This window comes from Ferruginibacter paludis (assembly GCF_030409685.1).
GTDB lineage: Bacteria > Bacteroidota > Bacteroidia > Chitinophagales > Chitinophagaceae > Ferruginibacter > Ferruginibacter paludis.
Genome location: NZ_JAUFQJ010000004.1, coordinates 559,158 through 583,475, shown reverse-complemented (window position 1 = coordinate 583,475; position 24,318 = coordinate 559,158). Strand labels below are relative to the sequence as shown.

The window sequence follows — 24,318 nt, the reverse complement described above, 5'->3', positions numbered from 1 at the left end:
TTCTTGTTAAGGAATTTGTTGTTTTTTATTAAGCCTGTAATTATAAATCAACACACCAAGGCAAATCAACCCCGCTGTGTATATCCATGCTGCATACTGGTTATACCATCCTTCACCATAGGTTGCCGTACGGGGCCACGACACATTGATCACCATAAAACTGCTCCAGACAAGCGCCAGGATATTCACCGGGAATCCCCATTTGCCTAAACTAAACCTTGCGTCTGCATCCCCTCCGTTACGGGTTAATATAATCCTGTTTCTTAGTTGAAGTGCCACCACTATCCAGTAAGCAAGGTTAGCCCACAATATAGCGATAGAAGTTACCAGCTCAAATACTTTTGGAAATTGCAGGTTGACTGCCAGGATAATGATTGCCGCTAATCCACAAAGCAGGGTAGCCAAAACCGGCGTCTGGGTTTTTGCGGAAACATGCGATAAGGATTTACTAAAGGGCAGGTAGCCGTCACGTCCCATAGCGAACATCAGTCTTACGGCTCCTGAATGAACTGCAAAAGTGCATACAACGATGGCAAAAATAACATTGCATAGAAAAAGGCGGCCGGTCGTTTCACCCAACACAGATTTCACCAGCATGGGTAGCCCTCCGTTTATATTTCCCAAATCCGGCATGTTAAAATCCGGCACCGCCATTAATGCAAGCAGTAATACAAGTAATCCGGCAAATCCGGCGGCAAGCAAGGCCTGCAGGATGGCGCGGGGTGCTTTTTTTCTTGGATCATGTGTTTCTTCGGCCAATGTTCCGGCCGTGTCAAAACCATATAATACATAGGAGGCTGTTAAGGCAGTAGCTGCAAAAAAAATCTTCAGACCCGGAAATGCGTTGAAGGCAGATCCGGCATTTTTAATGTGAACAACCGCGTCGATAGGGGATCTTACCCTGTTTAAAAACAGCAAAACGATCAGCAATACAATGCCAATCAGTTCGGTAAATACACCAATATTGTTAATCAGCGCCAGCAGCTTAATACCCCTGGCATTGACGACGGTACTAATAATAATCAGCACAGACCCCAGTACAATGGCGTTCACCGCAACGGATTTTGCATCATTGGAGTTTCCAATAACCTGGAAGGAATTTGAAATCTGGGGTAAACTTACCTGCAGTGCCATGGCCACGGCGGCAATCGTAACAATCAGGCAGGCCAGGTAAATCCAGCCAGTCATCCAGCCAAGAAAAGAGTTACCGGTAAACTTTGCCCACTGATACACCCCGCCGGATAAGGGAAACCTGGAAGCCAGTTCTGCAAAGCAGAGCGCCACCAGCAACTGACCAACCAATACAAATGGCCAGGTCCAGAAAAATCCCGGCCCTGCAACGCCATACCCCAAATGAAACATCTGGAAAAGACCGGTAAGAATAGAAATATAAGAAAAGCCTGCAGCAAAACTGGAGAAGCTCCCCATGGAACGCTTTAATTCCTGCCGGTAACCAAAACTGGCCAGGTCGTTATTATCGTTAGCGGGCGTTTCATTCATATATGAATTGCAGGTGATTGGTTTTGGTAAATTGTAAATTTTAATGATCAAGGATGCCTGGTGTATAAGTTGCCAGTTCCATCCTGATTTTGTTGGTTGTTTTCTTCATGAATATTGAATGACAGCTGCTTTTTTGCTCCGACTTAATTATTGGATCTGACTCCAATTTATAAAAAAATCACCACCTAGCCCTTATTTTTTAATTGCGATAAAGGATTTTACTCCATACTATAAAAAATATCACCGTGTTACCTTTATTTTTTAACTTAGTTGCGGACTAACTCTAAATGATAAAAAATACGTCTATGTCCTTAACCGGAATTGATTCAAACTTTACTTTACCTGTGCAGTATTACACAAGTACTGACATTTTCGAAGCCGAACTTGAAAAGATTTTCTACAGCCGGTGGATTTATGTGGCTTGTGAAGCCGACATTCCGAAAGCAGGCGATTACGTTGCTTTGAAAATAGGAAAGCGGTCTTTTTTTCTGCAACGGTCAGAAAACGGTGAGGTGCGGGGATTCTACAATGTATGCCGGCATCGCGGTCATGAACTGGTTACCGGTGAAAAAGGCAACTGTCGCCGGCTCATCTGCCCTTATCACAACTGGACTTACGGTCTTGACGGAAAGCTGATACATGCCCGCGGTATGGAGGATGGTTTTCCGATCGAAGATTTCGGACTCAATCCGATAGAAGTAAGCGTGATCGGGGGGCTAATTTATGTATGCCTTACCTCGCCAGCACCCCCTGATATCGAAATAGTGAAAAGCAGGCTTAGTCCTTATCTCGCCCCATACGAAGTAGCTAAAACCAAAATTGCCTGCCAGAAGGATATAATAGAAGCTTGTAACTGGAAGCTTGTTATTGAAAATAACAGGGAGTGTTTGCATTGTTCCAGCAATCACCCTGAACTGTTGGTGCCATTGTACAGCTCTGGTTTTGGAAAGGGGTTGGACAAGGATAATATACAAGCCGATGAACGACGCTTCCAGGAAGCGCTTCAGCAAAAAGAAAGAGAGTGGGAAAGCCTTGGTCTTCCTTTTGAATTGATAGAGTTTCCTGATGGATTGTGGTTTCGTACGGTTCGGCTACCACTTGCCAATCAATGTATATCCCATACCCTTAAACCAGAACACGCCTGCAAAAAACTCCTCGGCAATTTTAAACGGCCGGAAGGAAGTGGACTTTCTTTATGGACGCATCCAAATTCCTGGAATCACTTTTTGACCGACCACATCGTTACTTTTTCAGTCTTCCCGCTTTCGGTAGATAAGACGCTGGTGCGCACCAAATGGCTCGTTGCTGCCGATGCGGTGGAAGGTGTGGATTATAATATTGATGACCTGACAAATGTTTGGACTGCGACCAATGCACAGGATCAGCGCCTGGCAGAAGGCGCTTACCGCGGCATATGCTCCGGTGGCTACAAGCCCGGTCCACTGGCCGACGAGGAATACCTCGTAAAGCAGTTTCTTTCCTGGTACAGTGATCAACTCACCGAAAACACCACACACTGATGCCAAAAATTATAATTATAGGAGCCGGTATTGTTGGTTGTTCATTGGCCGACGAGCTCACGGAACGGGGATATTGTGATATCACCGTTATTGAAAAAGGCAAGCTCTGGAAGCCCGGCGGCTCTACATCGCATGCCCCTGGTGTTGTTTTCCAGACCAATGGATCACGTACCATGGCGCAGTTCGCCCGCCAGACGGTCGAAAAATTATACAGCCTTCAGCATAGTGACGACACCTGTTTTCTTAAGGTGGGTAGCCTGGAGATTGCCACTACGCCTGAACGCCTGGCTGAGCTTCACCGCAGGGCCGGCCTGGCCCTGTCTGCCGGGATTAATGCGCAGGTAATATCTCCCGACGAAGCATTGAAATTGCATCCTTTGTTGGTTCGTGATAAATTGCTCGGTGCATTGTATGTGCCCGATGATGGCATCGCACGGGCAGTATTGGCCGATGAAGTAATGGGGGAGCGGGCTATCAGCCGCGGCGCCCGTTATATTGATAGTTGCGAAGTCACAGCGATTGATCAGGTCGATGGCCACGTCACTGGTGTTCAAACTACGCAGGGAACATTCCCGGCGGATATCGTTGTTTCCTGTGCTGGAATATGGGGGCCGAAGATCGGAGCGATGGTGGGCATGTCAAAAGCTATTCAGCCGCTGGCGCACCAGCTATGTTACACGGTGCCGATGCCTGAACTGGCTTCTTATAAAACGGAAGCCGAATTGCCTGTGTTGCGTCACCAGGGTTCGGATCTTTATTTCAGGCAGCGGGGACAGAGTCTTGCTGTTGGCTGGTACGGACACCGGCCACTTGCTGTCAAGGCTCAGGACATCCTTCCGGCTGAGCTTGCTGAAGTAATGCCCAGCCAGGTGCCATTTACTCCTGAAGATTGGAAGGGTGCTATGGAGCGTTCGATAGAAGTCATTCCTTCGCTGAAGGATACCGATATTGCTGAATCGATGAATGGTTTGTTTTCCTTTACTGTTGACAATTTCCCCTTGATGGGTGAGTGGTCAGGCTTGAAAGGTTTTTGGGTTGCAGAGGCTGTATGGGTCACCCATGCATGCGGTGTGGCACGGGCGATGGCTGAGTGGATCGTGAATGGCCATCCAACACTGGCCGTGCATGAATGCGATGTTAACCGCTTTGATGCCCATCAGTTGGGTGCACAACATATTGAAGAACGGGGTGCGCAAAACTTTGTTGAGGTCTACGACCTGCTGCATCCCCTGCAGCCAATGGAGTCGCCTCGTCCGCTACGCACCACCGGTTTTTATCAGCGTCAACAAGAACTTGGCGGCTTCTTTCTTGAAGCTGCCGGTTATGAGCGGCCGCAATGGTACGAAGCCAATGCCGGTTTGGTCGATCATTTCAAAAGTCCATCACGGGATGAATGGAGTTCAAAATTCTGGTCGCCAATCATTGGTGCTGAGGTTTGCTCGGTAAGGGAAAGCGTTGGGCTTTTCGATATCACTACCTTAAAACGTATTGAAGTCACCGGTAAAGGTTCATTAGAGTTTTTGGAGCAAATGACAACAGGTAACCTGCGCAAGAAGCCGGGCTCCATCACCTATTGCCTGCTGCTGAATGATAAGGCTGGCATGCTAAGCGACATCACTGTAATGCGGCGTGGTGAGCATGACTTTTTTATTGGCGTGAACAGCAATACTGATATCAATTACCTGAAACAACTGGCACCAGATACCGTGCATGTGCGGGACGTGACTGCCGGCACTGTTGGCCTGGGGCTCTTCGGACCTAAGGCGCGGGCACTCGCCCAGTCTTTAACAAGAGATGATTTGAGCAATGGGGCACTCGGTTACTTTAAACTAAAGAGCACCTATCTCGGGCATGTACCCGTGATGCTTGCCAGGCTATCTTACGTTGGTGAACTTGGATATGAAATTTACACTACGGCCGATTTTGCATTAAAATTATGGGATACCCTTTGGCAGGCAGGAAAGGAATTCGGATTGATTGCAGCCGGTCGTGGGGCATTTAATTCCATGCGCCTTGAAAAAGGATACCGCAGTTACGGGACAGATATGAACAGTGAGCACAATCCGCATGAGGCAGGGCTGTCCTTTGCCGTTCGCAAGGGAGGAGGATACAAAGGAGCGGAGGCTTTCAATGCAATAGATAAAGATGCACTGAACAGGCGGTTGGTATGCCTGATCCTTGAAAACCCTCAGCATGTGGTGTTGGGCAAAGAACCTGTACTGCATCACGGCAAGCCGGTGGGTTATGTTACCAGTGCCTATTTTGGTCATACCATTGGTAAGCAACTGGCTTATGCGTGGGTGCCTGCAGCATTGAGCAATCAGGGTACAAGCCTTTCTATCCGATATTTCCAAAATGATTACCCGGCCACCGTTGGAGAGGATCCGCAGTACGACCCACAAATGACAAGATTAAAATCATGACGAATACGAACGATATATTAGCCCCGGGCATAATAGGGCGTAGACGGGCAGCCGCTTTGCCTGAGCAACCTCCGCAATTGTGGAAGTCGGTGAAGCGGAAGAAAGCATACGATATCGTCATCGTTGGAGGTGGTGGTCACGGACTGGCAACCGCTTATTACCTGGCAAAAAATCATGGCCTCACCAATATTGCCGTTGTGGAGAAGGGCTGGCTTGCCGGCGGCAATACGGCACGTAATACCACCATAATCCGCTCAAATTATTTGTGGGACGAATCGGCATCTATCTATGAGCACTCCCTGAAATTATGGGAGACGCTGGAGGAAGACCTCGGTTATGAAATGTTCTTCAGCCAACGGGGCGTATTGACGCTTGCACATTCCGTTAGCGATGTGCGTTCGAAAAAACGCAATCTATATGCAAACGCCCTCAACGGTATCGACAGTGAATGGCTCACTCCGGAAGAGGTGAAGAAACTGGTGCCCATCATCAATATCAGCGAAGATGTGCGCTATCCTGTGCATGGTGCCACCTACCAACCACGTGGCGGTATCGCCAAACACGATTGGGTAGCCTGGGGTTATGCAAAGGCAGCGAGTGATCTCGGGGTGGATATCATCCAGGGCACCGAGGTAACAGGCTTTGATATCAGGAACAATAAGGTGCAGGGAGTACACACTTCCCAGGGCACGATTGCAGCCGGCAAGGTGGGTATGGTTGCAGCGGGTCATTCATCGGTGCTGGCCAATCTCGCCGGATTCCCCGTTCCCATCCAGAGCCGGCCATTGCAGGCGCTGGTAAGTCCGCTGCTGGAACAGGTGCTCAACACCGTGGTGATGAGCGGCGCCGTTCATGTGTATGTAAGCCAGGCCCATAAGGGTGAGTTGGTAATGGGTGCAGGTACTGACGCCTTCAACTCTTATGCACAGCGTGGCGGCTTTCATGTAATTGAACACCAGTTAGCGGCAGCGCTGGAATTGTTTCCTATTTTTTCCCGTGCACAGGTGCTGCGGACCTGGGGAGGTATAGTTGATGTCTGTCCGGATGCATCGCCAATCATCGGCCTTACCCCGGTAGAAAACCTGTTTATCAATGCAGGATGGGGAACTGGTGGGTTCAAGGCCACGCCCGGTTCCGGCTGGGTAATGGCTCACACAATAGCAAACGGAGCTCCACATGAATTGAATAAGCCATTTGCACTTGATCGCTTTGTAACGGGGCATTTGATTGACGAACACGGAGCAGCAGGCGTTGCTCACTAAAAAAATATTTTATGTTGTATATTCCTTGTCCCCACTGCGGCCTGCGCAACGAAACCGAGTTCCATTACGGAGCCGAGGCCGGCGTAGCTTACCCCGATCCCAATGCCCTGGCCGACAGTGACTGGGCGAAATACCTGCACATCCGGGCTAATCCCAAGGGCTGGCTTGCCGAGCGGTGGGTGCACTTTGCCGGCTGTGGCCGCTGGTTCAACTTATGGCGCAATACTGTCACGCATGAGATCGGACCGGCATACCTTCCTTTTACTGAACAACCAAAATCGCCCGGTAACATCGGGCAGGAGGGCCAGAAGGTATGAGCGAAATTTCATTCATTTTTGACGACAATATTTACAAGGGACAACAAGGCGAGCCGATGGCGGCTGCCTTATTGCGCAGCGGCTTGCTAACAATAACCAACAGTACTTATCATGGACGTCCACGCGGCGTGGTTGGATTGGGTGTGGAAGAACCCAATGCGCTTGTTCAACTGGTATCTGGTACGCAGGAATCAATGCGCCCAGCCACGGTGATTGAGATGGCGGAAGGCCTTGCTGCACGCAGCCTTACCGGCATAGGCGCACTGCCTGAACTACCCGATGAGGCAAGGTACGACAAGGCCAACCGTTATGTTGATACACTGGTGATAGGAGCCGGTGTTGCCGGATTGAAAGCGGCGGATGAAGCACTTCGGGCAGGACATGAAGTGTTGTTGATTGACGACCAGCCGGGACCCGGAGGACATCTCCGGCACCTAGGTATGGAATTACCATCACCGCTGAAGGATATTCTTGTACATAAAAATCTTACTTATATACCCAGGTGCACTGCAACTGGATTGTATGACCAGAACTATATTGTAGCTGTTGAACGGCGAAGCGATCATCTTGGAGATGCAGCTCCGCTTAACCGTGCCCGCATCAGGGTATGGCATATTCGTGCCGACAGGGTAGTGCTGGCACCCGGTGCATTCCAGCGCCCGTTAATCTTCGCCAATAATGACAGGCCCGGCATCATGCTCTCTCATGCGGCTGCAACTTATGTTGCCTTGCATGGAGTGCGAATCTTTAAACGTGCCGTTGTTGTTACGGTCGACAACCAGGGATATCGTGATGCTCTCAGGCTTCACCAGGCTGGTGTGCATGTGCATGCTATCTATGATGTGCGGCCCGATGCACAGGGTGCAAGTGTTGATGCAGCAAAAGCGGCGGGGATTCCGGTCCGCCTTCGTACGACTGTTCTTGACACTACAGCCAATGCAGAAGCGGCTTTGCAAAGCGTCATTCTACGAGACCTCAATACAAACGAAATAGTTGAAACAACCGCTGATCTGTTGGCCGTTTCAGGAGGCTGGACCCCAATCGTTGACCTGGCCACCCACATCGGCATCAAGCCGACGTGGAGTGCGAAACATGCGGCGTTCCTGGTAAATCATGCAATTAACCAGCTCCAAACTGCCGGTATGCTGGCCGGCGATTTCGGCGGCGACGATGATCCAGCGGTATTCTTTGGTCCTGCATTGGATGATGAGCAGGCCCGTAACGCATACATCGACCTGCAACGGGATGCAACCTTGCACGAGTTGCGCCGTGCGGTAGGGGCAGGCTTGCACAGCATTGAACACATCAAACGATACACAACCATCGGTACAGCACACGACCAGGGCAAAACCAGCGGCATGCTCACTATCGGTGCACTTTGCCAATTGAATGCTACAGCCCAGGGCGGAAACTCCGTTCTGTCGCCTGCTGATGTGGGTACCCTTTCTTTCAGGCCACCGTATGTGCCGGTGCCGTTCGCTGCATTGGCCGGACGGGAACGTGGACCGTTGTCCGATCCCATCCGTATTACACCAATTCATCCATGGCATGTTGAAGCCGGTGCAGTCTTCGAAGACGTGGGACAATGGAAACGCCCCTGGTACTTTCCTAAGCAAGGAGAAAGCATGGACGATGCCGTTCGGCGGGAATGTGTGGCGGCAAGGGAGGGCGTTGCTGTCATGGATGCCTCCACGCTTGGAAAAATTGATATCCAGGGACAGGATGCCGGTGTTTTTCTTGACCGCATTTATACCAATATGTTTTCTACATTGCCCGAAGGACAGTGCCGTTATGGATTGATGTGCAAGGCAGATGGCATCGCTTTTGACGATGGCGTCGCCACCCGCCTCGGGAAAAATCACTACCTAATGACCACTACTACAGGAGGCGCTGCGGGGGTACTTGCGTGGCTGGAAGAGTGGCTGCAAACCGAATGGCCTGAGCTCAAAGTGTATTGCACTTCGGTTACCGAGCATATTTCCACGATCGCATTGGTGGGCCCGAAAAGCAGGCAATTGCTGCAGGAATTGGTAACAAATGTTGATCTTTCCAAAGAAGCATTTCCCTTTATGCATAGCCGTATGGCAACGATCGATGGAACAACGGTGCGTATTGCCCGAATTTCTTTTTCAGGAGAACTGGCGTTTGAAATCAACGTTGACTGGAGTGATGCCCGTTCTATCTGGGAACGATTGTGGTCGCTGGGACGTCCCTACGATCTGACCGCTTATGGAACAGAGACCATGCACGTATTGCGGGCGGAAAAGGGTTACGTTATCATGGGACAGGATACGGACGGAACACAAACACCGCATGACCTCAACATGTCGTGGATCGTATCTAAGAAGAAGGAATTCATCGGAAAGCGCTCTCTGCAATTGCCCTACCTGCAGCAAGCAGGAAGACCGCAGCTGGTAGGCCTGTTGCCGGAACAGGGGGACGAAGTACTACCTGAAGGAGCCTACATTACCGCACTGGATGCAAAGCCAGATGAGCAGGGTAAAACTAACCACACCGGTTTTGTTACGAGTTCCTATTATTCACCAACACTGGGACATGCGTTTGCATTGGCGCTTATAGCCAATGGACTGAACCGAATGGGCGAAGTGGTGGCCGTTCCCATCGGAAAAAAAGGGTTGCGGGCTACCATCTGTGACGCTGTATTTATTGATAAAGAGAATCTCCGGAGAGACTAACCGAAAACCGAATTATGATTATCAAACAAAGTCCGCTGAAAGGAATAAACGTAGGAACCGTTACAATGGTATCCATTGCTGAAATTCCGGGATTGTATACCACCGATCTTCGTGTGGCACCAGAAACCTCCACCCATGCGGCAGTAATCGAAGCATTGGGAATGGAGCTGCCGGGAAAACCAGGTGAGACCCAGACGGCTACAATACCGGGTGGAGGCGAAGCGCATGCCCTCTGTCTTGCACCCGACTGGTGGCTGATTGTTGGATACCAGGAAGCTGAGCAGAAGCTGTCACCGCTGCGGTTGAACAACGACTATCATTTCAGCGTAACGGATGTCAGCGGCCAGCGAACCACCATTGAACTGGAAGGACCTAATGCCCGTGAAGTGCTTGCCCATCTTTGGGAGCAGGATCTCCGCGAAAAATATTTTCCAGTTTCAAGTGTCTCCCAGGGCCTCACGGCAAAGGCGCCGGTGATCGTCTGGCACATGGCTCCGTTCCGGTATAGGGTAATGGTCAGAAGCTCATTCGCTTTGCACTTGTGGAAGGCGCTGGCAGATGCAGCGGGGGAGTGGATATTGGCATAAATAAATTCTTCTGGCGGATTTGGCCGCGGAATATTTCGAGCCAGGGGCTTTGAGTAGCTCATTATTACAAAGAGTACAAAATAATGCAGAGCATACGCCAACCCAACAATGCCATAAGATGCGAACCATCAGCAACTCTATTGTATGAATGGTGAAACGGCAGTCTTCTTTTTTCGCTTTTTCAATTATGCTGATTAGCCAAATATCACAATGAAATTCCAGGTGGCATTCAATAATCATAATCAGGAAGCTCATTAAAGTTCTTGAAGCTGATAGTTTTAGCTACGATTACTTTTAATTAGTAAGATTCTACTGATGCATTGTATAAAATCAACTATTACCCGCCAGGGAAAGGAATTCCATTCGCCGGGATTAATCGGTGGAAGAAAAGCTATCGGGTACCATTGAGCGTAAATATTGTAGCACAATTTGCTTACTCCTCCATCAAGTCGCCACCATTTTCTATTCCCGAATTATTTGTAGCGAATCTACTAAGCTCCATTAGAAGATTTTCTAACTCCTTAGATCAGGTATCAATTAATTTGCAGTATTGTCTGATTTCTGAGGCAAAAAATCCAAGATCCAACCGGTGCGGCAATAATAAATATTGTTTGCTTCAGGCCGGGCGAACCAATAAAATCGTATAGCAGTCTGTTGATACAGTTTTACTAAGTCGCGTATCTTCCATTTTCTTTCTCAGCCAACAGAGTTAATAGCAGGCGGTAAAATACTGCTTATTATGTCAAAAATATGGAATCACCGGCCGCATTTTCAGCCAATCAAACAGTCAGTTTATTTGAAGGTAAAAAGGATGCTTTTTTTGATGGTATTACAAGCCTGGCAGCATTCGTGTGCCCGGATTGTGTAACCTATATCACACTTTTGAATAATGGTAATACGGCCATTGTTTCATACCAGGGGAATATTCCTCCGGCACTATTTGAAGACGATATTTTTAGCACGTTCTGCATAGAAAGTAACACTGCCTGCAACCTGAGCGATACCCGTTGCGAAGCCCGTTTTTCGGACAGTCCATTGGTAGCGCAGGCTGTTGTGGTTGCTTATACCGCTATCCCTCTGAATGATAAGGAGGGAAATGTATTGGGTGCGCTGTCAGTTATCGCCAGCCGGGTAATACAACTATCAAACCAGCAAATTCTACTGCTGGAAACGCTTGCCCGCCAGGCAGCACTTGAAATAATCAATCGGGAAAAAATTGGAACGCTGGAGGAGCGGGTTGCCGGTGTGTTAAAAACAAACGGGCTATTAGAACAAACCAGTCAGGTGGCACGCATCGGAGCATGGCAGCTGGACATTGTAAATCAATCCCTTTACTGGTCGGCAACTACCAGGCAGATTCATGGAGTGCCAGATAGTTATATTCCCGATTTGCAAACCGCTGTTGATTTTTACAAGGAAGGCCAAAGCCGCGATACCATCAGCCGTTGTGTACATGAGGCTATACTCCACAATGTTTCTTATGATGAAGAATTACAGGTTGTTCAACAAGCGGGAACGGTGCGCTGGGTGCGGGCAAAAGGAGAACCGGTATTTGAAGATGGAAAGTGCGTGCGGATATTTGGCACTTTCCAGGACATACAAGTGCAAAAAGAGCAGCAGGAACTATTGGAAGGAAGTGAAAGAAAATACCGGTCCATTATAGAAAATTCATTAACAGCTGCTTTTTTAACTGATCCTTCTACCGGCACCATACTTGATTGCAATGAAGCCGCTGCTGGTATATTTGGTTATTCACCGGAAGTGTTGAAAACACTGGAAAGAAGAGATATAATTGACGTTGATGATCCGAAATTTGCGCTGCTTGCTCAACAAAGAAATGAATATGGGAGGATACAGGGCGAACTGACCGGTATCCGAAAAAATGGAGAACGCTTTCCGTTACTCTATTCCTCTGCTCTTTTTCGTGACAGAGAAGGGCAGATGCGGGCAAGTATGTCTGCAATCGATATTTCTTCAATAAAAAAAGTAGAAAATGAATTGCGTTTAAGAAAGGACGAATTCGAGTCGGCTTTTGAATTCGCTTCTATAGGCATGGCACTGGTGGGTTTGCAGGGGCGATGGTTAAGGGTAAATAAAAGCCTGTGCAACATGCTTGGCTATACGCAGGATGAATTGCTGGCAATGAACTTTCAGCAAATTACGCATCCGGAAGATTTAAAAGCTGATCTCGGGTTGGTAAACCAGCTGATTACCGGGGAAATAGAAAATTATAAACTGGAGAAGCGCTATTATACCAAAACCGGGGCTATTATCTGGATCAACCTGAGTGTCTCATTGGTGAAGGGTAGCGAAGGGTTACCTCAACACCTGATTAGTCAGATTGAAAATATCAGTGAAAGAAAAGCTGCGGAGCATTCGCTTGTTGAAGAAAAAGAAACGTTGGCTAATGTAATAGAAGGTACCAATGCCGCAGTGTGGGAATGGAATATACAGACAGGAGAAACAATATACAATGAACGCTGGGCCGGCATGCTGGGCTATACGCTTGAAGAGTTGCAGCCTGTTAATAAATATACCTGGACAAAGCTGACGCATCCTGTTGACAGAGCGATATCGAACCAGCTGATAAAAGCTTGTTTTAACAGGGAAACAGAATATTATGATTGCGAATACCGGATGAAACATAAGAACGGACAATGGGTATGGGTATTGGACCGGGGTAAGGTGATCAGCTTTACAGCAGAGGGTAAGCCTTTAAAAATGTTTGGAATTCATATTGACATTACTGCCCGCAAAAATATTTTTGAAGCCTTACAGGAAAAGCAGGCTTTTATTGAAACGGTGCTGAACACCATTAATGTGGGCGTAGTAGCCTGTGATGCCAACGGGGTAAAAATTTTATTAAATAAAGCTACCAGGGAGTTGTGCGGTTTACCCGCAGAATATACAGCCTTCAATAATATGGCAGACTTTTACCAGCTCTATCAACCCGACGGGGTTACCATGCTGACAGAGGAAGAGGCGCCACTTCATAGAACACTGGTTGAAGGAGAGATTAATAATGTAGAGATAGCCATAATTCCTAAAAATGGCATTGCCCGTATTTTAAGCGCTAACGGGCACCAGATAAAAGATGCCAATGGCGTAGTTTCCGGTGCCGTTATGGCGTTGCATGATATAACGGAACGTAAACAGGCAGAACAATTGCTGGCTTTCAGCGAAAGACGGTTTAAAGGAATTTTCAATTCCACATTTTCATTCATCGGTTTTCTGGCACCCGATGGTACACTGCTGGAAGCCAATGAAACCATTTTACGTTTTTCTGGTGTAAAGCCCGAAATGGTGATCAATAGAAAATTATGGGATTGCTATTGGGGGGAAACTTCTGCTGAGGAGAAGGAAAAACTGAAGGGTAAAATTGCACGTGCGGCACAAGGTGAATTCCTGGAATACGAACTTAAAATTGTGAGTGGAAATGGTAAGCCTATACATATTCTCTTCAACCTGAAACCGCTTTTTGATGACGATGGAAAAGTAATTGCCATTGTTTCGGAGGGACGGCCAATACAAGATATTGTGGACGCAAGGAAGGCGTTACTAGAGAAAAATTCGGAGCTGGAGCAGTTTGCATTTATTGCCTCACACGACTTACAGGAGCCACTGCGAATGATACGTTCTTTTATGCTGCTGTTGCGGGATAATTATGCAGGCCAGCTGGATACCAAAGCAAAAAAATACATTGATTATGCAATCGATGGTTCTGAAAGAATGACTGAAATGGTAAAACAGCTGCTTACCTACGCAAGGATAGGAAGCAATGAAACCATCAGGGAAGCAATCGATACCAACGAACTTCTGAAGGGAATATTAGCTTTACAACATGCAGTACTGGAGGAAAAAGAGGCACAGGTAACCGTACAGCCGTTGCCAGGTATTTATGGCATGAGAACGCCGCTGGTATTGCTTTTTCAAAACCTGATTTCCAATGCTGTTAAATACCAGCATCCTGGAATTAAACCACTTATAACAATCTCCGCAAGAGAAACGAGCCGAAATTATGAATTTGCAATACAGGATAATGGAATTGGCATCCCCCAAAATCACCAGGCAGAAATTTTTCAGCTGTTTAAACGACTGCATACTAAACAGCAATATGCCGGTACTGGCATGGGCCTTGCCACTTGTAAAAAAATTGTTGAACAACATAGTGGAAAGATATGGGTACAATCTGAAGAGGGAAAAGGAAGCGTATTTTATTTTACCATAAAAAAGTAGTAGCGCCGAATTAAGACTACATCGATCTGTAAAAAAAATGGAAAAGCAGATGAGTGAAAATGATTTTTTTTAATTGCCAGATCGGCATTTTGAACCCCAATGCGAATATTAAATAGTTTTAAATGGATACAGCGTTTCGAACGCTCTGTCCAGCAAAAGGCTGCCTTCGTGCATGCCATGAATGCTGCAACTCCTGCAAATTTATTTACCTCCATCAATGTTGAATGTATCCAACAAACGCCCATGCTTTCACAAATGCGAAACTTTTACCGGTCCCCAAGCCACATTAATTCCCTGCCATGGTAAAGGCAAAATAACCAGCCAGTAATGCAAGGGAGATTACGGAGGTTCTGACTATCCATTTTAAAATGGTGAGTTGTAGTGAGTCTTCTTTCATATGTATAGCAGCAATTTTTAAGATGGATAAATATAAAGGTAGGTTTTTAAAAGGAGCTCATCAGCATCCTCAATAACAAATGAGTAACATCCCGGAAACTGGTAAAACTTCTTTTTGTTAATTGCCTGACAATGAAAACTTTCTCAGGTGAAAACCTCAATAATAAAAATGAGAAGGTATTTAAAACTCTCTTTTTTCCATAGCGAAAAATAACTATGAAGGTTTGTATTACGACAAAAATAAAGCAAGCTTTAATTATGTTGGATACGCATTATTGCACCTCATTTTTTGTGACAAGAAACTGGTATTCTGTATGCTTTTTTAAATATGCATTTACATAAGGACAGTACACCACTATTTTGAATTGTTTTTCTTTTGCATATTCCAGGGCAAACCGGGCCAACGCGGCAGCAATACCCTTTCCTTCAAAGCCTTCGGGTACCAGTGTATGCATAAATACCAAATTGCCGTTGTGCCAGCGGTATTCAATAAACGCAAATTCACCGTTGCTTAAAAGGGTTTCAAAGTGAAGGCTCTTTTCGTTGTTGATGATTTTTATTTCGTTGCTCATATATACCTGTTTCTGCAAAGATAAAGCCCTGCAGCAACAATTTTTTTCATAAAGTAATTAAAAACTTTGCTACCAGCATACAACCAAAACCTTTCTAATGGGCAGAGGTATCCCGTTTTTTTTACTTGCTTTCTGATAAAAAAATTATCCCTTTTTTACGGGATAAAGGATATGCTGAATTAAGCCCACTTTTATGCTGTCCAAATTGCGGTAATAAAAATCATTGCATGAAACGTTCCATCCTGCTTTACCTTGTACTCTTAAATTACACCATTCAGGCCGTTGCGCAAACCAATAGCTTTGATGTATTCACTTACCAGACACCTGAGGTTTTTATAAAAAGTGAGTTACCATCCAGGGTACAATTTAATATGACAAGTACCAGCATCAATTTTTGTACAATTACGCTGTATAAAAGTCTTCCTGCAAAAAGGGATGCAATGACCGGTATTATCAGCCAGTGGAATGAACAGGTTGTAAAGCGGTTGAATAAAGCCAATAAAAAACCGGCCAGGATAATGACGGAACAGGTGTGGGATGGATGGGTATCTACTTTGGCGATTGGCAATTTTTATCAGAATAAAAAGAAGTGCGTGGTGATGCTGAACTCTTTCAGAAAAGATTCAATAACCACCTGTGCAGTGTTTGAGATGAGTGATCCCATTTTCAAGAATCCGGTACAACAATTTTCACGAAACATACATTTTAAAAAACAACAATGAAAAAACAACTACCTCTTGTATTTATGCTGCTGCTTGTTTCAGGCATGGCCTTTTCTCAAACCAAAACCAAACTGCCTGTAAAGAAGGCCGTATCAGCATTGGAAAAATTATTAGCCGGTTCGGGGTTGCCATATAATATGGTAAACGACAGCCTGGCTGTTATTCCGTATGGCGGTGAAAATATAGTGTCGTATAAAGTATTGATACAGTCAATAAGCGATTTGATTATCGTTTTTACAGACCTGTCAGAAGCATTGCCGGGAAAGATTGATTCTACAAAATACAAATATCTGCTGCAACAAAACAACCAGTTTGATGTAGTCAAAATTTGCATCAGTGGTGAAGATAATTCAGTCAGCCTGAGAGCTGATTTGTATAAATCGGGCACCAGTAACGTGCTGCTGAAAAGAGTGATTGAACAGGTGGCAAATGTTACCAATATTATTGGTGGCGATTTTAAATAGGCTTATCATCTCAATCACTGATACCGAAATCCACTCTGTGATTGCATCCTGGCATGTACAATAATAATTGATGCAGTCTGAAAATCCCGTTTTTACAGGATACGAATATGCAGGCACCAACAGTAATTTTATAAAATAATAACCGGATTGATCTTATCCTGCTAAAAAAAATGCCCGGATATAATTTCATAATTACAAAAAAACTACAATGAAAAAATTATTCTTTCTTTCACTTACCGTATTTTCTATTACGGTCGCAACAGCTCAATTAACACCGCGGGTTGAAAAAAACGTAATTGTGAGACCAGCAACAAAAATTATTAAAACTAACCCGGTGCCTCCACCGGCTCCGGCACCTGCAATAAATAAAGAAACCCCTGAGGGCGATCAAACTACTCTTGTGTATACTTTATCTGCTGTAAGGGTTAATATAAAAACCGGTAGTGATAATAAGGAATTTCCCTCCCAGGTATATATTGAAATATGGAAGAAGGGCGAGTTTTTTAACGCCATGTCTGCGCCGGGAAGGTTATATAAAATTGGTACTGTAAATGAAATGGCCGTAAACAGTAATACAGAACTGGGGTTAGGTAAAATTGCGCCGGATGACAAATTAAGTTTAAGCAATTTACAAACCAGCGGAGTTGAACTAAGGATAACTTATTTAGCCAATATTTTTCTGGATGCATGGAAAATAGACAATATAAGTTGCACACTTGAGTTCAGGGATCAAAACGGAAAACTTCATCCTTCGATGGGTACAAAAAATATTTCGTTTTCCAATGCCGCCGGATTTTTGGATGGAAAATATAAAGCAATGGTCTGCACAACCGATCAAAACTTTAACCCGCTGTCAGCAAATATCCAGGAGTGGCAGTAGTGCAGCTGATAATTTAATCCGGCTTCAATAAAAATTATTTGTATGAAAAAATACTTGCTTGCATTCATCCTTCTGTTGTTATCGGTTTCGGTTTTTACGCAAACCAAACCCAAACCAAAAGAGAAACCTCCCACTCAAAAAGAAATGAGTGATATGATGCAGGAAATGCAAAAGTCGATGAATGGCATGAGTCCTGAAGACACAAAGTTGTTGAACGGTACGGGTGTTAAAATACCTGATATAAAATCAGCAAAAAAAACTGTTTCCGGAATCAGTGATGGTCAGATAAACAAAGGGATGGATGACGGCAGCAGGATTGTACCAAAAAAGGATTTGGCAAGAATTGCAATCGCAACATCGCGGACTATTAATGATGAAGAAATGCCTGCATATATTGGCAAGATACATTCACAAATAACCGGTAAACTCCATCCGGAATACAAGGAGAGAGCAGATGAAATTGTGCAGTTGATAACTCAAAACAATAATGCTCCCAATGCAATTGGCCAGGCTGCCGTGGCAGTGTTGACAGAAGAAAAACCCATGCTGGCGCTTTACCTTCTCGGTATTGCCTGCAAAAAATCGGCATCGGCGGATGACCTTAATAATTATGCCGCTGTACTAACTTCCCTTGGTGCAGAACCATTGGCAATTCCGATACTTAATAACCTGAATAAACACTATCCACAAAATAGCACTATTTACAATAATCTTGGCCAGGCATGGTTTGGTTTGGGAGATATGGAAAAGGCAAATAAATTTATTGATAGTGCCATCCGTATCTATGCTTTTCATCCACAGGCAAATTTTACAAAATGCCTGATAGAAGAAAGTAAGGGTAATACAACTGGAGCAATAGAAGCCGCTAAGCGCAGTATAAAAAAAGGATTTAGTATAGCAAAAGCCAATAAGCTTGATAAATTGGGTTACCAGTTAAAAAGTGATGATGTGGACTGGGATGCGCCCATGCCGAAAGATGAACTGGGCTTATCCAAATTCCGCTGGCCGGCGTATCCAAAAAATGTGGAAGACAGTAAAGTGCTGGAGCCCTTGTGGGCAATATTTAAAGAAGAATGCAATGCCAAAATCAGCGAGTTGCAAAGCCAGCAGGCTATGCTTGAAAAAGAGATGACCGATCAGCAACAACTGCGCAAAGCAGCGTTGCTTGACGCCAGCCAAACCGGCTCCGGTGCAACGCCTTTGCCAGAGATGGCTTATAAAGCATTTGTAAAACTGGCACCCATGGTAAAGGGAATTGATGCGGTGAACAATTATGTATTTGCCAGCGAACTAACACCTGTAATAAATGCGAATGCAACTATTGACGATCTGCAGCGAATTGAAAGTGAAGAACTGTCTGTATTTCACAAAAAATATGATGATCAGTTTGGAGAAGGAAAACCCAATCCATTTGAAGCAGCGTGTAAGGATGAAAATACGATCAGGAACAAATTTTTGAATGACGCCAATACCCTGATGGAACAAAAGGAAAGGGTATATTTAAATTATGTTAGCCGGCAGACTGATAATCTTTTATACTACCGGAAATATACGCAGTGGCCCGATGAATATGCATGGACAACCGTGGCAGCACAAATAAGCTGGCTTACCCAAATCAGCAGGCAGATTGTGTCTTTTAGAAATGCAAATGAAAACTGTAAGTATGCAGACAAAGAGGAAGAATCCAAACAGGATTCACTACAGAACTTTGATGATGTGGCCTGTAAATACATTAGTACAACTGACCTTGGTTGCTTTACCATTACCTCTAAATGCAGCCACCTTATTGGTGAATTTAACTGCGGAGGTATAGAGATTAAGATGAAAAAGAATGATGAAACAGAGCGCTTCTCGGGAAGTGTTTTTGTAGGGGCCAGCAAAAGTGTAAGTGTTGGTAAAGGTCCTGTTTCTGCTGAGCTGGAAGCGACTGCAGCAGTGGGAGTTGAAGTGGGAGAGAATGGTAAAACGGACTTAGTGGGCAAACTGGGGGGCAATATAAATGTGGCAGGGCAAAATGTTGCCGGAGTAGAAGCCAGGGCCGGCGTAAACAGTGGCCCTTCACTTACCGGTAACGGTGCATTGCAGGGGCTGGATGTCCGGTAAATTCAATCAATAGATCGCTGAATAATAAAATTTCTAAAATGAAATATACACTAATATGCTGCATGATTTTTTGTGCGGTTTCATCCTCGGCCCAGGATTGTACCCCGGAAATACTGGCGAAAAAAGCAGGAAGGTGGAAAGCCGGCCCACAAGGTTCTATTCATAACGTTACTGCTGCTGATTTGGTAAAAGAAAAGGCAGTACTGGCAGCTATCCGCAAAAAGCTTTCGGTTGATTATAAGCCAACGGGCTGTGAGGTTTCTTATAGTAATGTATTTGAAAAAGACATGTCGACAGAAACCAAATGGATCGCAGATCCCTATCAGTTTGCCATGTATATTCTTCCTTATTTATGCGATACCAAAAGTGCTGATAAATCAAAATATACAGTAGCGATTGCAAGCGCAACAAATGTGAATATTACTGCCAACGCGTTGTCGCTTTCCGGGGCGGGCGAGTTGTACGCTGCGACTCTTCCGAGTGATGATTTCAGGGGTTATTTAAAACTTAAACAGAGGCCACAAAAAAAAGACGGAGCCTGGTTTATGGGTGAAGAAGTAGTAGGTGACGCCGGTACCGCACATGAAATAAAAGAATCCAGTTGGCTGATTACTTATAATGATACACTTCCGTTTTATTACTTGAGCCGTAAAGAGTATTTACAGATACAACTAAAAAGACTGGACAGGGCAATAAAAGAAAGTCCTGGTGAAAAAGAGTATAACAATAAGTTTATAAAAAACATAAATGACTATCTGGAAAGACCTGAGGCTGAACTGAACCAGCCTGCCATTTGCATGTGGAACGAGGAGGAAAGATTTGAAAAATTTGTAGACGAGGGAACAAAAGGTTCTTTTATTGCCATTAAACCCAACCTGGATTACTATCATAAAAAGTTGCCTAAATCATCCCCTCAATTTTTTACTGCAAAATATAAAATATCAACAGGAGATGAAGTATTTGAAGAAAATATTGCCAATATAAAAAAGGCGATTGATTTTGCAACTCTAAAAACTATGCTGGGAAAATAAAGCGCTAAATATTATTGGATTCAGGAAACAAGGCATTCGTTGTAAGCTTAATTTATCAGGAAGCAACAAGCCAGTTTTCATTATTCATTTTCGGCTTTACGCTTTAAACCTTCTAACCAAAAGGGATGATACTTGTACATGCGGTTTGGCATAAATAATTTGCCAAGCCAGCAAAGCAAACCATACTGCGTTTCTTCAGTAATTACTTTGCATCCGTTTGTTGCCGGTATGATCAGCCAGGATGCCCCCCTTTTGCATCCCAGGCCAGGTGTTCAATAGGTACAAATTCCCGTACTTCGCTATTGAGGTTGGCACCAAATGTTTTCCAGGTAAATTTTGTATTTGATATAAGATGCCCGTCGGACTAATTAACCAATTTCACTTTTGATGCATTGAAATACGAGTCATGCCAGGTAGCTGCGTTGGTTAGCCAAAACCAAACTTTCTCTGGTGTTGCATTTATTTCAATTTAGTTATGCAAAATACCGGGGAATTGGAAGGCGAAAATTTCTCCGGGAAAATAATTTTTTGGTTGGGCATATAACATGTCGGTTTGTCTTATCTGAAGATAGCACTGTTTTTTTGTTCTGCTGTTTGCTTAACTGTTTTGCAATTATGGAAGCACCAGCCGCGATATAGGTTTAAATAACTGGAGCTTAATTTTTGAAGTAATGCATTTTAATTCCCGGAATCAACACTGATAATTTTTTTATCCTGGTAGCATCGCTGGGATGAGTAGATAAAAATTCGGGTGTTTTATTGTTGTTTACGGATGCCATTCGCTGCCAGAAGGGAATAGCTTCTTCGGGATTATAGCCTGCTATACTCATAAATATCAGGCCCAGTTTATCGGCCTCACTTTCCTGCATGCGGCTGTTAGGTAATGCCAGCGCCAGGTTGGAGCCAACCACGTACAATCCTAAAAAAAGCAATTGTGTTTGCTGCTTTTTATTTTTGAGCGCATCTTCCAGTACCAACCCTCCGAGACTGATCAGCAAACCCTCGCTCATTCTTTCATTGCCATGTCTTGCAATGGCATGGGCAATTTCGTGGCCCATAACTACCGCCAGGGCAGTTTCGTTTTGCGTTACGGGCAGCAGTCCGGTGTACACTACTACTTTGCCACCCGGCATGCACCAGGCGTTGACAATATTCTGGTTAATAGTATTGAATTCCCACTTAAAATTTTTGACTTCTTTGCTCATATTATTTTGTTGCAGGTAAGATTCCACAGCCTGCTGTATCCGTCCACCAACGCGGGTTACCATTTGCGCACGGTCGTCGGTTTGCATTAAAGTAGGACTTGCTTTTACAACAGAATCGTATTCAGAAAATGCCAGCGCCTGTATCATAGAATTGGGTACCAGGTTTAATTGTTTGCGACCGGTAACCGGTACCGTTTTACAGGCAGTAAAAGCAATACAACACAATAAAGTTGCGGTGACAATTTGCATACAATATTTCATGATTAAATTTTTGAAAAGGTAGATTTGTTTTCCTCATTTGCTGATCCCCTAAAAAGGTGAATTATTCGTCGGCGTAACCAGGCTTTGACGGATGTTTAAACCAACGCTTGTTTTATACAAGAATGATTTATCTTAACGATTCAAATTGCCATACTGAAAATATTTATCAATGAAAAAGTTATTGCTTGCCGCCATTTTTGTTTCCTTACTCATCAGTGCCCGTTGTACAGATACCTTATCCGTTTGCTCGCCCAACGGAAATATTTGTGTAAAAATTTGGTTGCAGAAAAACCTGGCATATAGCGTATATCACAAAGGCAATTTAATTGTTGCGCCTTCGCTGATGGATCTGTTACTTGCCAACGGAAAAAGCTTTTCAGTCAATAACAGTATTAAATCCACTTCCTTTAAAAAAGAAGCGCAGCAAATTATTTCACCTGTGCCGGAAAAAAGAAAGATCATCCGGGATGTATACAATGAACTATCTATTCAATTTAAACAACCCTATAAAGTATTGTTCAGGGTGTATGATGATGGCGTAGCTTATCGTTTTATTACACAGTTTAAAGATTCCATTACCATAGAAAATGAAGTCGCAGAATTTCATTTTCCCGGAAGTCCGGCCGCGTTTTTTCCCGGCATACACAAGCGGGATGATGCGGATATTTTCCATACCAGTTTTGAAGAACAGTATCCTTTGCGGAAGCTGGATTCTATTGCGCCCGATGAAATGGCTTACACCCCCGTGCTGCTGGTGCCTGCAACCAATCCAAAAATTGCCATCACAGAATCTGACCTGGATGATTACCCGGGCATGTTTTTAAATGGCAGTAACGGTGCTATTTTAAAAGGGGTGTTTGCAAAATATCCGCTGGAAGAAAAGCTTACCGAAGGCGGGTATCCGCAGGCGCTCGTGACAAAGCGGGCCGATTATATTGCCAAAACAAAAGGTAGCCGCAGTTTTCCCTGGCGGGTGCTGATCATTGCCGAAGAAGACAAACAACTGCCTTCCAATGATATTGTTTACCGGCTTGGTTCACCCTCCAGGATAGAAGATGCAAGCTGGATAAAGCCCGGTAAATCAACTGATGAATGGACCATCAATATCAACCTGTTTAACGTCAATTTTAAGACGGGCATTAATACGGCTTCTTATAAATATTACATTGATTTTGCCAAACGTTTTGGCTTTACAAGAATTATGATGGATGCCGGCTGGAGTGATAACCTGGACCTGTTTAAAACCAACCCTGATATTAATATGGACAGCATCATTCAGTACGCCCATGAGAAGGGAATAAAGATCAATATGTGGACGCTGGCATACACGCTCGACAGGCAATTGGACAGCGCCCTGGACAGGTTTAATAAATGGGGTGTGGATTTTATCATGACTGATTTTATTGACCGGGATGACCAGAAGACGGTGAACTTTTATGCCCGCATTGCAAAGGCCTGCGCCGATCATAAGATCATGATCATGTACCACGGCGCTTATCCACAGAAGGGCTTTAACCGCACTTACCCAAACAATATTACAAGAGAAGGTGTGCAGGGATCTGAATATAATATGTGGAGTAACAAAACTACGCCACCGCATGATGTAACGCTCCCATACACCCGGATGCTGGCTGGCTCGCTGGATTATGAGCCACTGGTGTTTAACAACACCACACAAAAACAATTTCGCAATATTGAAGGCATGGTGATGACGCAGGGAACAAGAAGCCACCAGCTGGCCATGTTTGCGGTGTATGATAACCCGATGCAGATATTCGGCGGTAATCCTTCACAAGCTTGGCTGGAACCTGCTTTTACAGAACTGATGGGGAGCCTGCCCACTACATGGGATGAAACGAATATCATTGACGGTAAAGCAGGTGAATACATTGTTACTGCAAGACAAAAAGGTTCCGATTGGTACATCGGTGCCATGACCGATTGGTCAGCCAGGGACATCGATCTTAAGTTTGATTTTCTCGCAGAGGGCAACTATAAAGCTACTATTTGCAAAGACGGCGTTAATGCAGAACGTTATGCCGCGGATTATATTTTGGCGGATGAAGTGGTGAAAAAGAAAGATACCATGCATTTTCACCTGGCGCCCGGCGGTGGATTTTTTGTAAGATTATTGAAACAATAA

The 24,318-nt window shown here is 44.9% G+C and carries 16 protein-coding genes; 13 read left to right on the top strand and 3 right to left on the bottom strand.

What is annotated here, in order from left to right; genetic code table 11:
• Positions 1–6 precede the first annotated feature (6 nt).
• Complete coding sequence (locus QWZ08_RS08110; protein ID WP_290336837.1) at positions 7–1,500, bottom strand: amino acid permease; 1,494 nt, start codon at positions 1,498–1,500, stop codon at positions 7–9.
• A gap of 305 nt (positions 1,501–1,805) precedes the next feature.
• Here QWZ08_RS08110 and QWZ08_RS08105 point away from each other — a divergent pair, with 305 nt between their 5' ends.
• The 7 genes from QWZ08_RS08105 to QWZ08_RS08075 all read left to right on the top strand — a co-directional run bounded on the left by QWZ08_RS08105 (position 1,806) and on the right by QWZ08_RS08075 (position 14,541).
• Positions 1,806–3,020 (top strand): aromatic ring-hydroxylating oxygenase subunit alpha, encoded by a 1,215-nt coding sequence (locus tag QWZ08_RS08105; RefSeq protein ID WP_290336835.1) that lies wholly within the window; start codon positions 1,806–1,808, stop codon positions 3,018–3,020.
• The gene (locus tag QWZ08_RS08100) at positions 3,020–5,443 is read left to right on the top strand and encodes a GcvT family protein (protein ID WP_290336834.1); all 2,424 of its coding nucleotides are present in this window, start codon (positions 3,020–3,022) and stop codon (positions 5,441–5,443) included. Before QWZ08_RS08105 ends, QWZ08_RS08100 begins: the two co-directional genes overlap by 1 nt.
• Positions 5,440–6,705 carry a sarcosine oxidase subunit beta family protein gene (locus QWZ08_RS08095; protein ID WP_290336833.1) on the top strand — a complete coding sequence of 422 codons (1,266 nt, stop codon included), beginning with the start codon at positions 5,440–5,442 and terminating at the stop codon, positions 6,703–6,705. The genes QWZ08_RS08100 and QWZ08_RS08095 overlap by 4 nt, the downstream gene beginning before the upstream one ends.
• Positions 6,706–6,716: 11 nt before the next feature.
• Positions 6,717–7,022 (top strand): sarcosine oxidase subunit delta, encoded by a 306-nt coding sequence (locus tag QWZ08_RS08090; RefSeq protein ID WP_290336831.1) that lies wholly within the window; start codon positions 6,717–6,719, stop codon positions 7,020–7,022.
• Positions 7,019–9,718, top strand: coding sequence for a glycine cleavage T C-terminal barrel domain-containing protein (locus QWZ08_RS08085; RefSeq protein ID WP_290336828.1), 2,700 nt, complete (start codon positions 7,019–7,021; stop codon positions 9,716–9,718). The genes QWZ08_RS08090 and QWZ08_RS08085 overlap by 4 nt, the downstream gene beginning before the upstream one ends.
• Positions 9,719–9,732: 14 nt before the next feature.
• Positions 9,733–10,305, top strand: a complete 573-nt coding sequence (locus QWZ08_RS08080; RefSeq protein ID WP_290336827.1) for a sarcosine oxidase subunit gamma — start codon at positions 9,733–9,735, stop codon at positions 10,303–10,305.
• A 750-nt stretch (positions 10,306–11,055) separates the two neighbouring features.
• Positions 11,056–14,541 carry a PAS domain S-box protein gene (locus QWZ08_RS08075; RefSeq protein ID WP_290336826.1) on the top strand — a complete coding sequence of 1,162 codons (3,486 nt, stop codon included), beginning with the start codon at positions 11,056–11,058 and terminating at the stop codon, positions 14,539–14,541.
• Positions 14,542–15,209: 668 nt separating this feature from the next.
• Here QWZ08_RS08075 and QWZ08_RS08070 read toward each other — a convergent pair.
• Positions 15,210–15,509, bottom strand: a complete 300-nt coding sequence (locus QWZ08_RS08070; RefSeq protein ID WP_290336825.1) for a GNAT family N-acetyltransferase — start codon at positions 15,507–15,509, stop codon at positions 15,210–15,212.
• Between the two features lie 227 nt (positions 15,510–15,736).
• On the opposite strand from QWZ08_RS08070, the gene QWZ08_RS08065 reads away from it, so the two are divergent.
• From QWZ08_RS08065 to QWZ08_RS08045, 5 genes are all read left to right on the top strand, one after another.
• A complete protein-coding gene (locus tag QWZ08_RS08065; RefSeq protein ID WP_290336824.1) occupies positions 15,737–16,231 on the top strand; it encodes a hypothetical protein in 495 nt (164 codons plus the stop codon).
• Positions 16,228–16,695 (top strand): hypothetical protein, encoded by a 468-nt coding sequence (locus QWZ08_RS08060; RefSeq protein WP_290336822.1) that lies wholly within the window; start codon positions 16,228–16,230, stop codon positions 16,693–16,695. Before QWZ08_RS08065 ends, QWZ08_RS08060 begins: the two co-directional genes overlap by 4 nt.
• Before the next feature lie 208 nt (positions 16,696–16,903).
• Positions 16,904–17,575 carry a hypothetical protein gene (locus QWZ08_RS08055; RefSeq protein WP_290336821.1) on the top strand — a complete coding sequence of 224 codons (672 nt, stop codon included), beginning with the start codon at positions 16,904–16,906 and terminating at the stop codon, positions 17,573–17,575.
• Between the two features lie 42 nt (positions 17,576–17,617).
• Positions 17,618–19,678, top strand: coding sequence for a tetratricopeptide repeat protein (locus QWZ08_RS08050; protein WP_290336820.1), 2,061 nt, complete (start codon positions 17,618–17,620; stop codon positions 19,676–19,678).
• A gap of 38 nt (positions 19,679–19,716) precedes the next feature.
• The gene (locus QWZ08_RS08045) at positions 19,717–20,709 is read left to right on the top strand and encodes a hypothetical protein (RefSeq protein ID WP_290336819.1); all 993 of its coding nucleotides are present in this window, start codon (positions 19,717–19,719) and stop codon (positions 20,707–20,709) included.
• Positions 20,710–21,365: 656 nt separating this feature from the next.
• On the opposite strand, the gene QWZ08_RS08040 is transcribed toward QWZ08_RS08045, so the two are convergent.
• Positions 21,366–22,175 (bottom strand): M48 family metallopeptidase, encoded by an 810-nt coding sequence (locus tag QWZ08_RS08040; RefSeq protein WP_290336818.1) that lies wholly within the window; start codon positions 22,173–22,175, stop codon positions 21,366–21,368.
• 169 nt (positions 22,176–22,344) lie between these two features.
• On the opposite strand from QWZ08_RS08040, the gene QWZ08_RS08035 reads away from it, so the two are divergent.
• Positions 22,345–24,318: a glycoside hydrolase family 97 protein gene (locus QWZ08_RS08035; RefSeq protein WP_290336817.1), complete on the top strand. Its 1,974-nt coding sequence runs from the start codon at positions 22,345–22,347 to the stop codon at positions 24,316–24,318.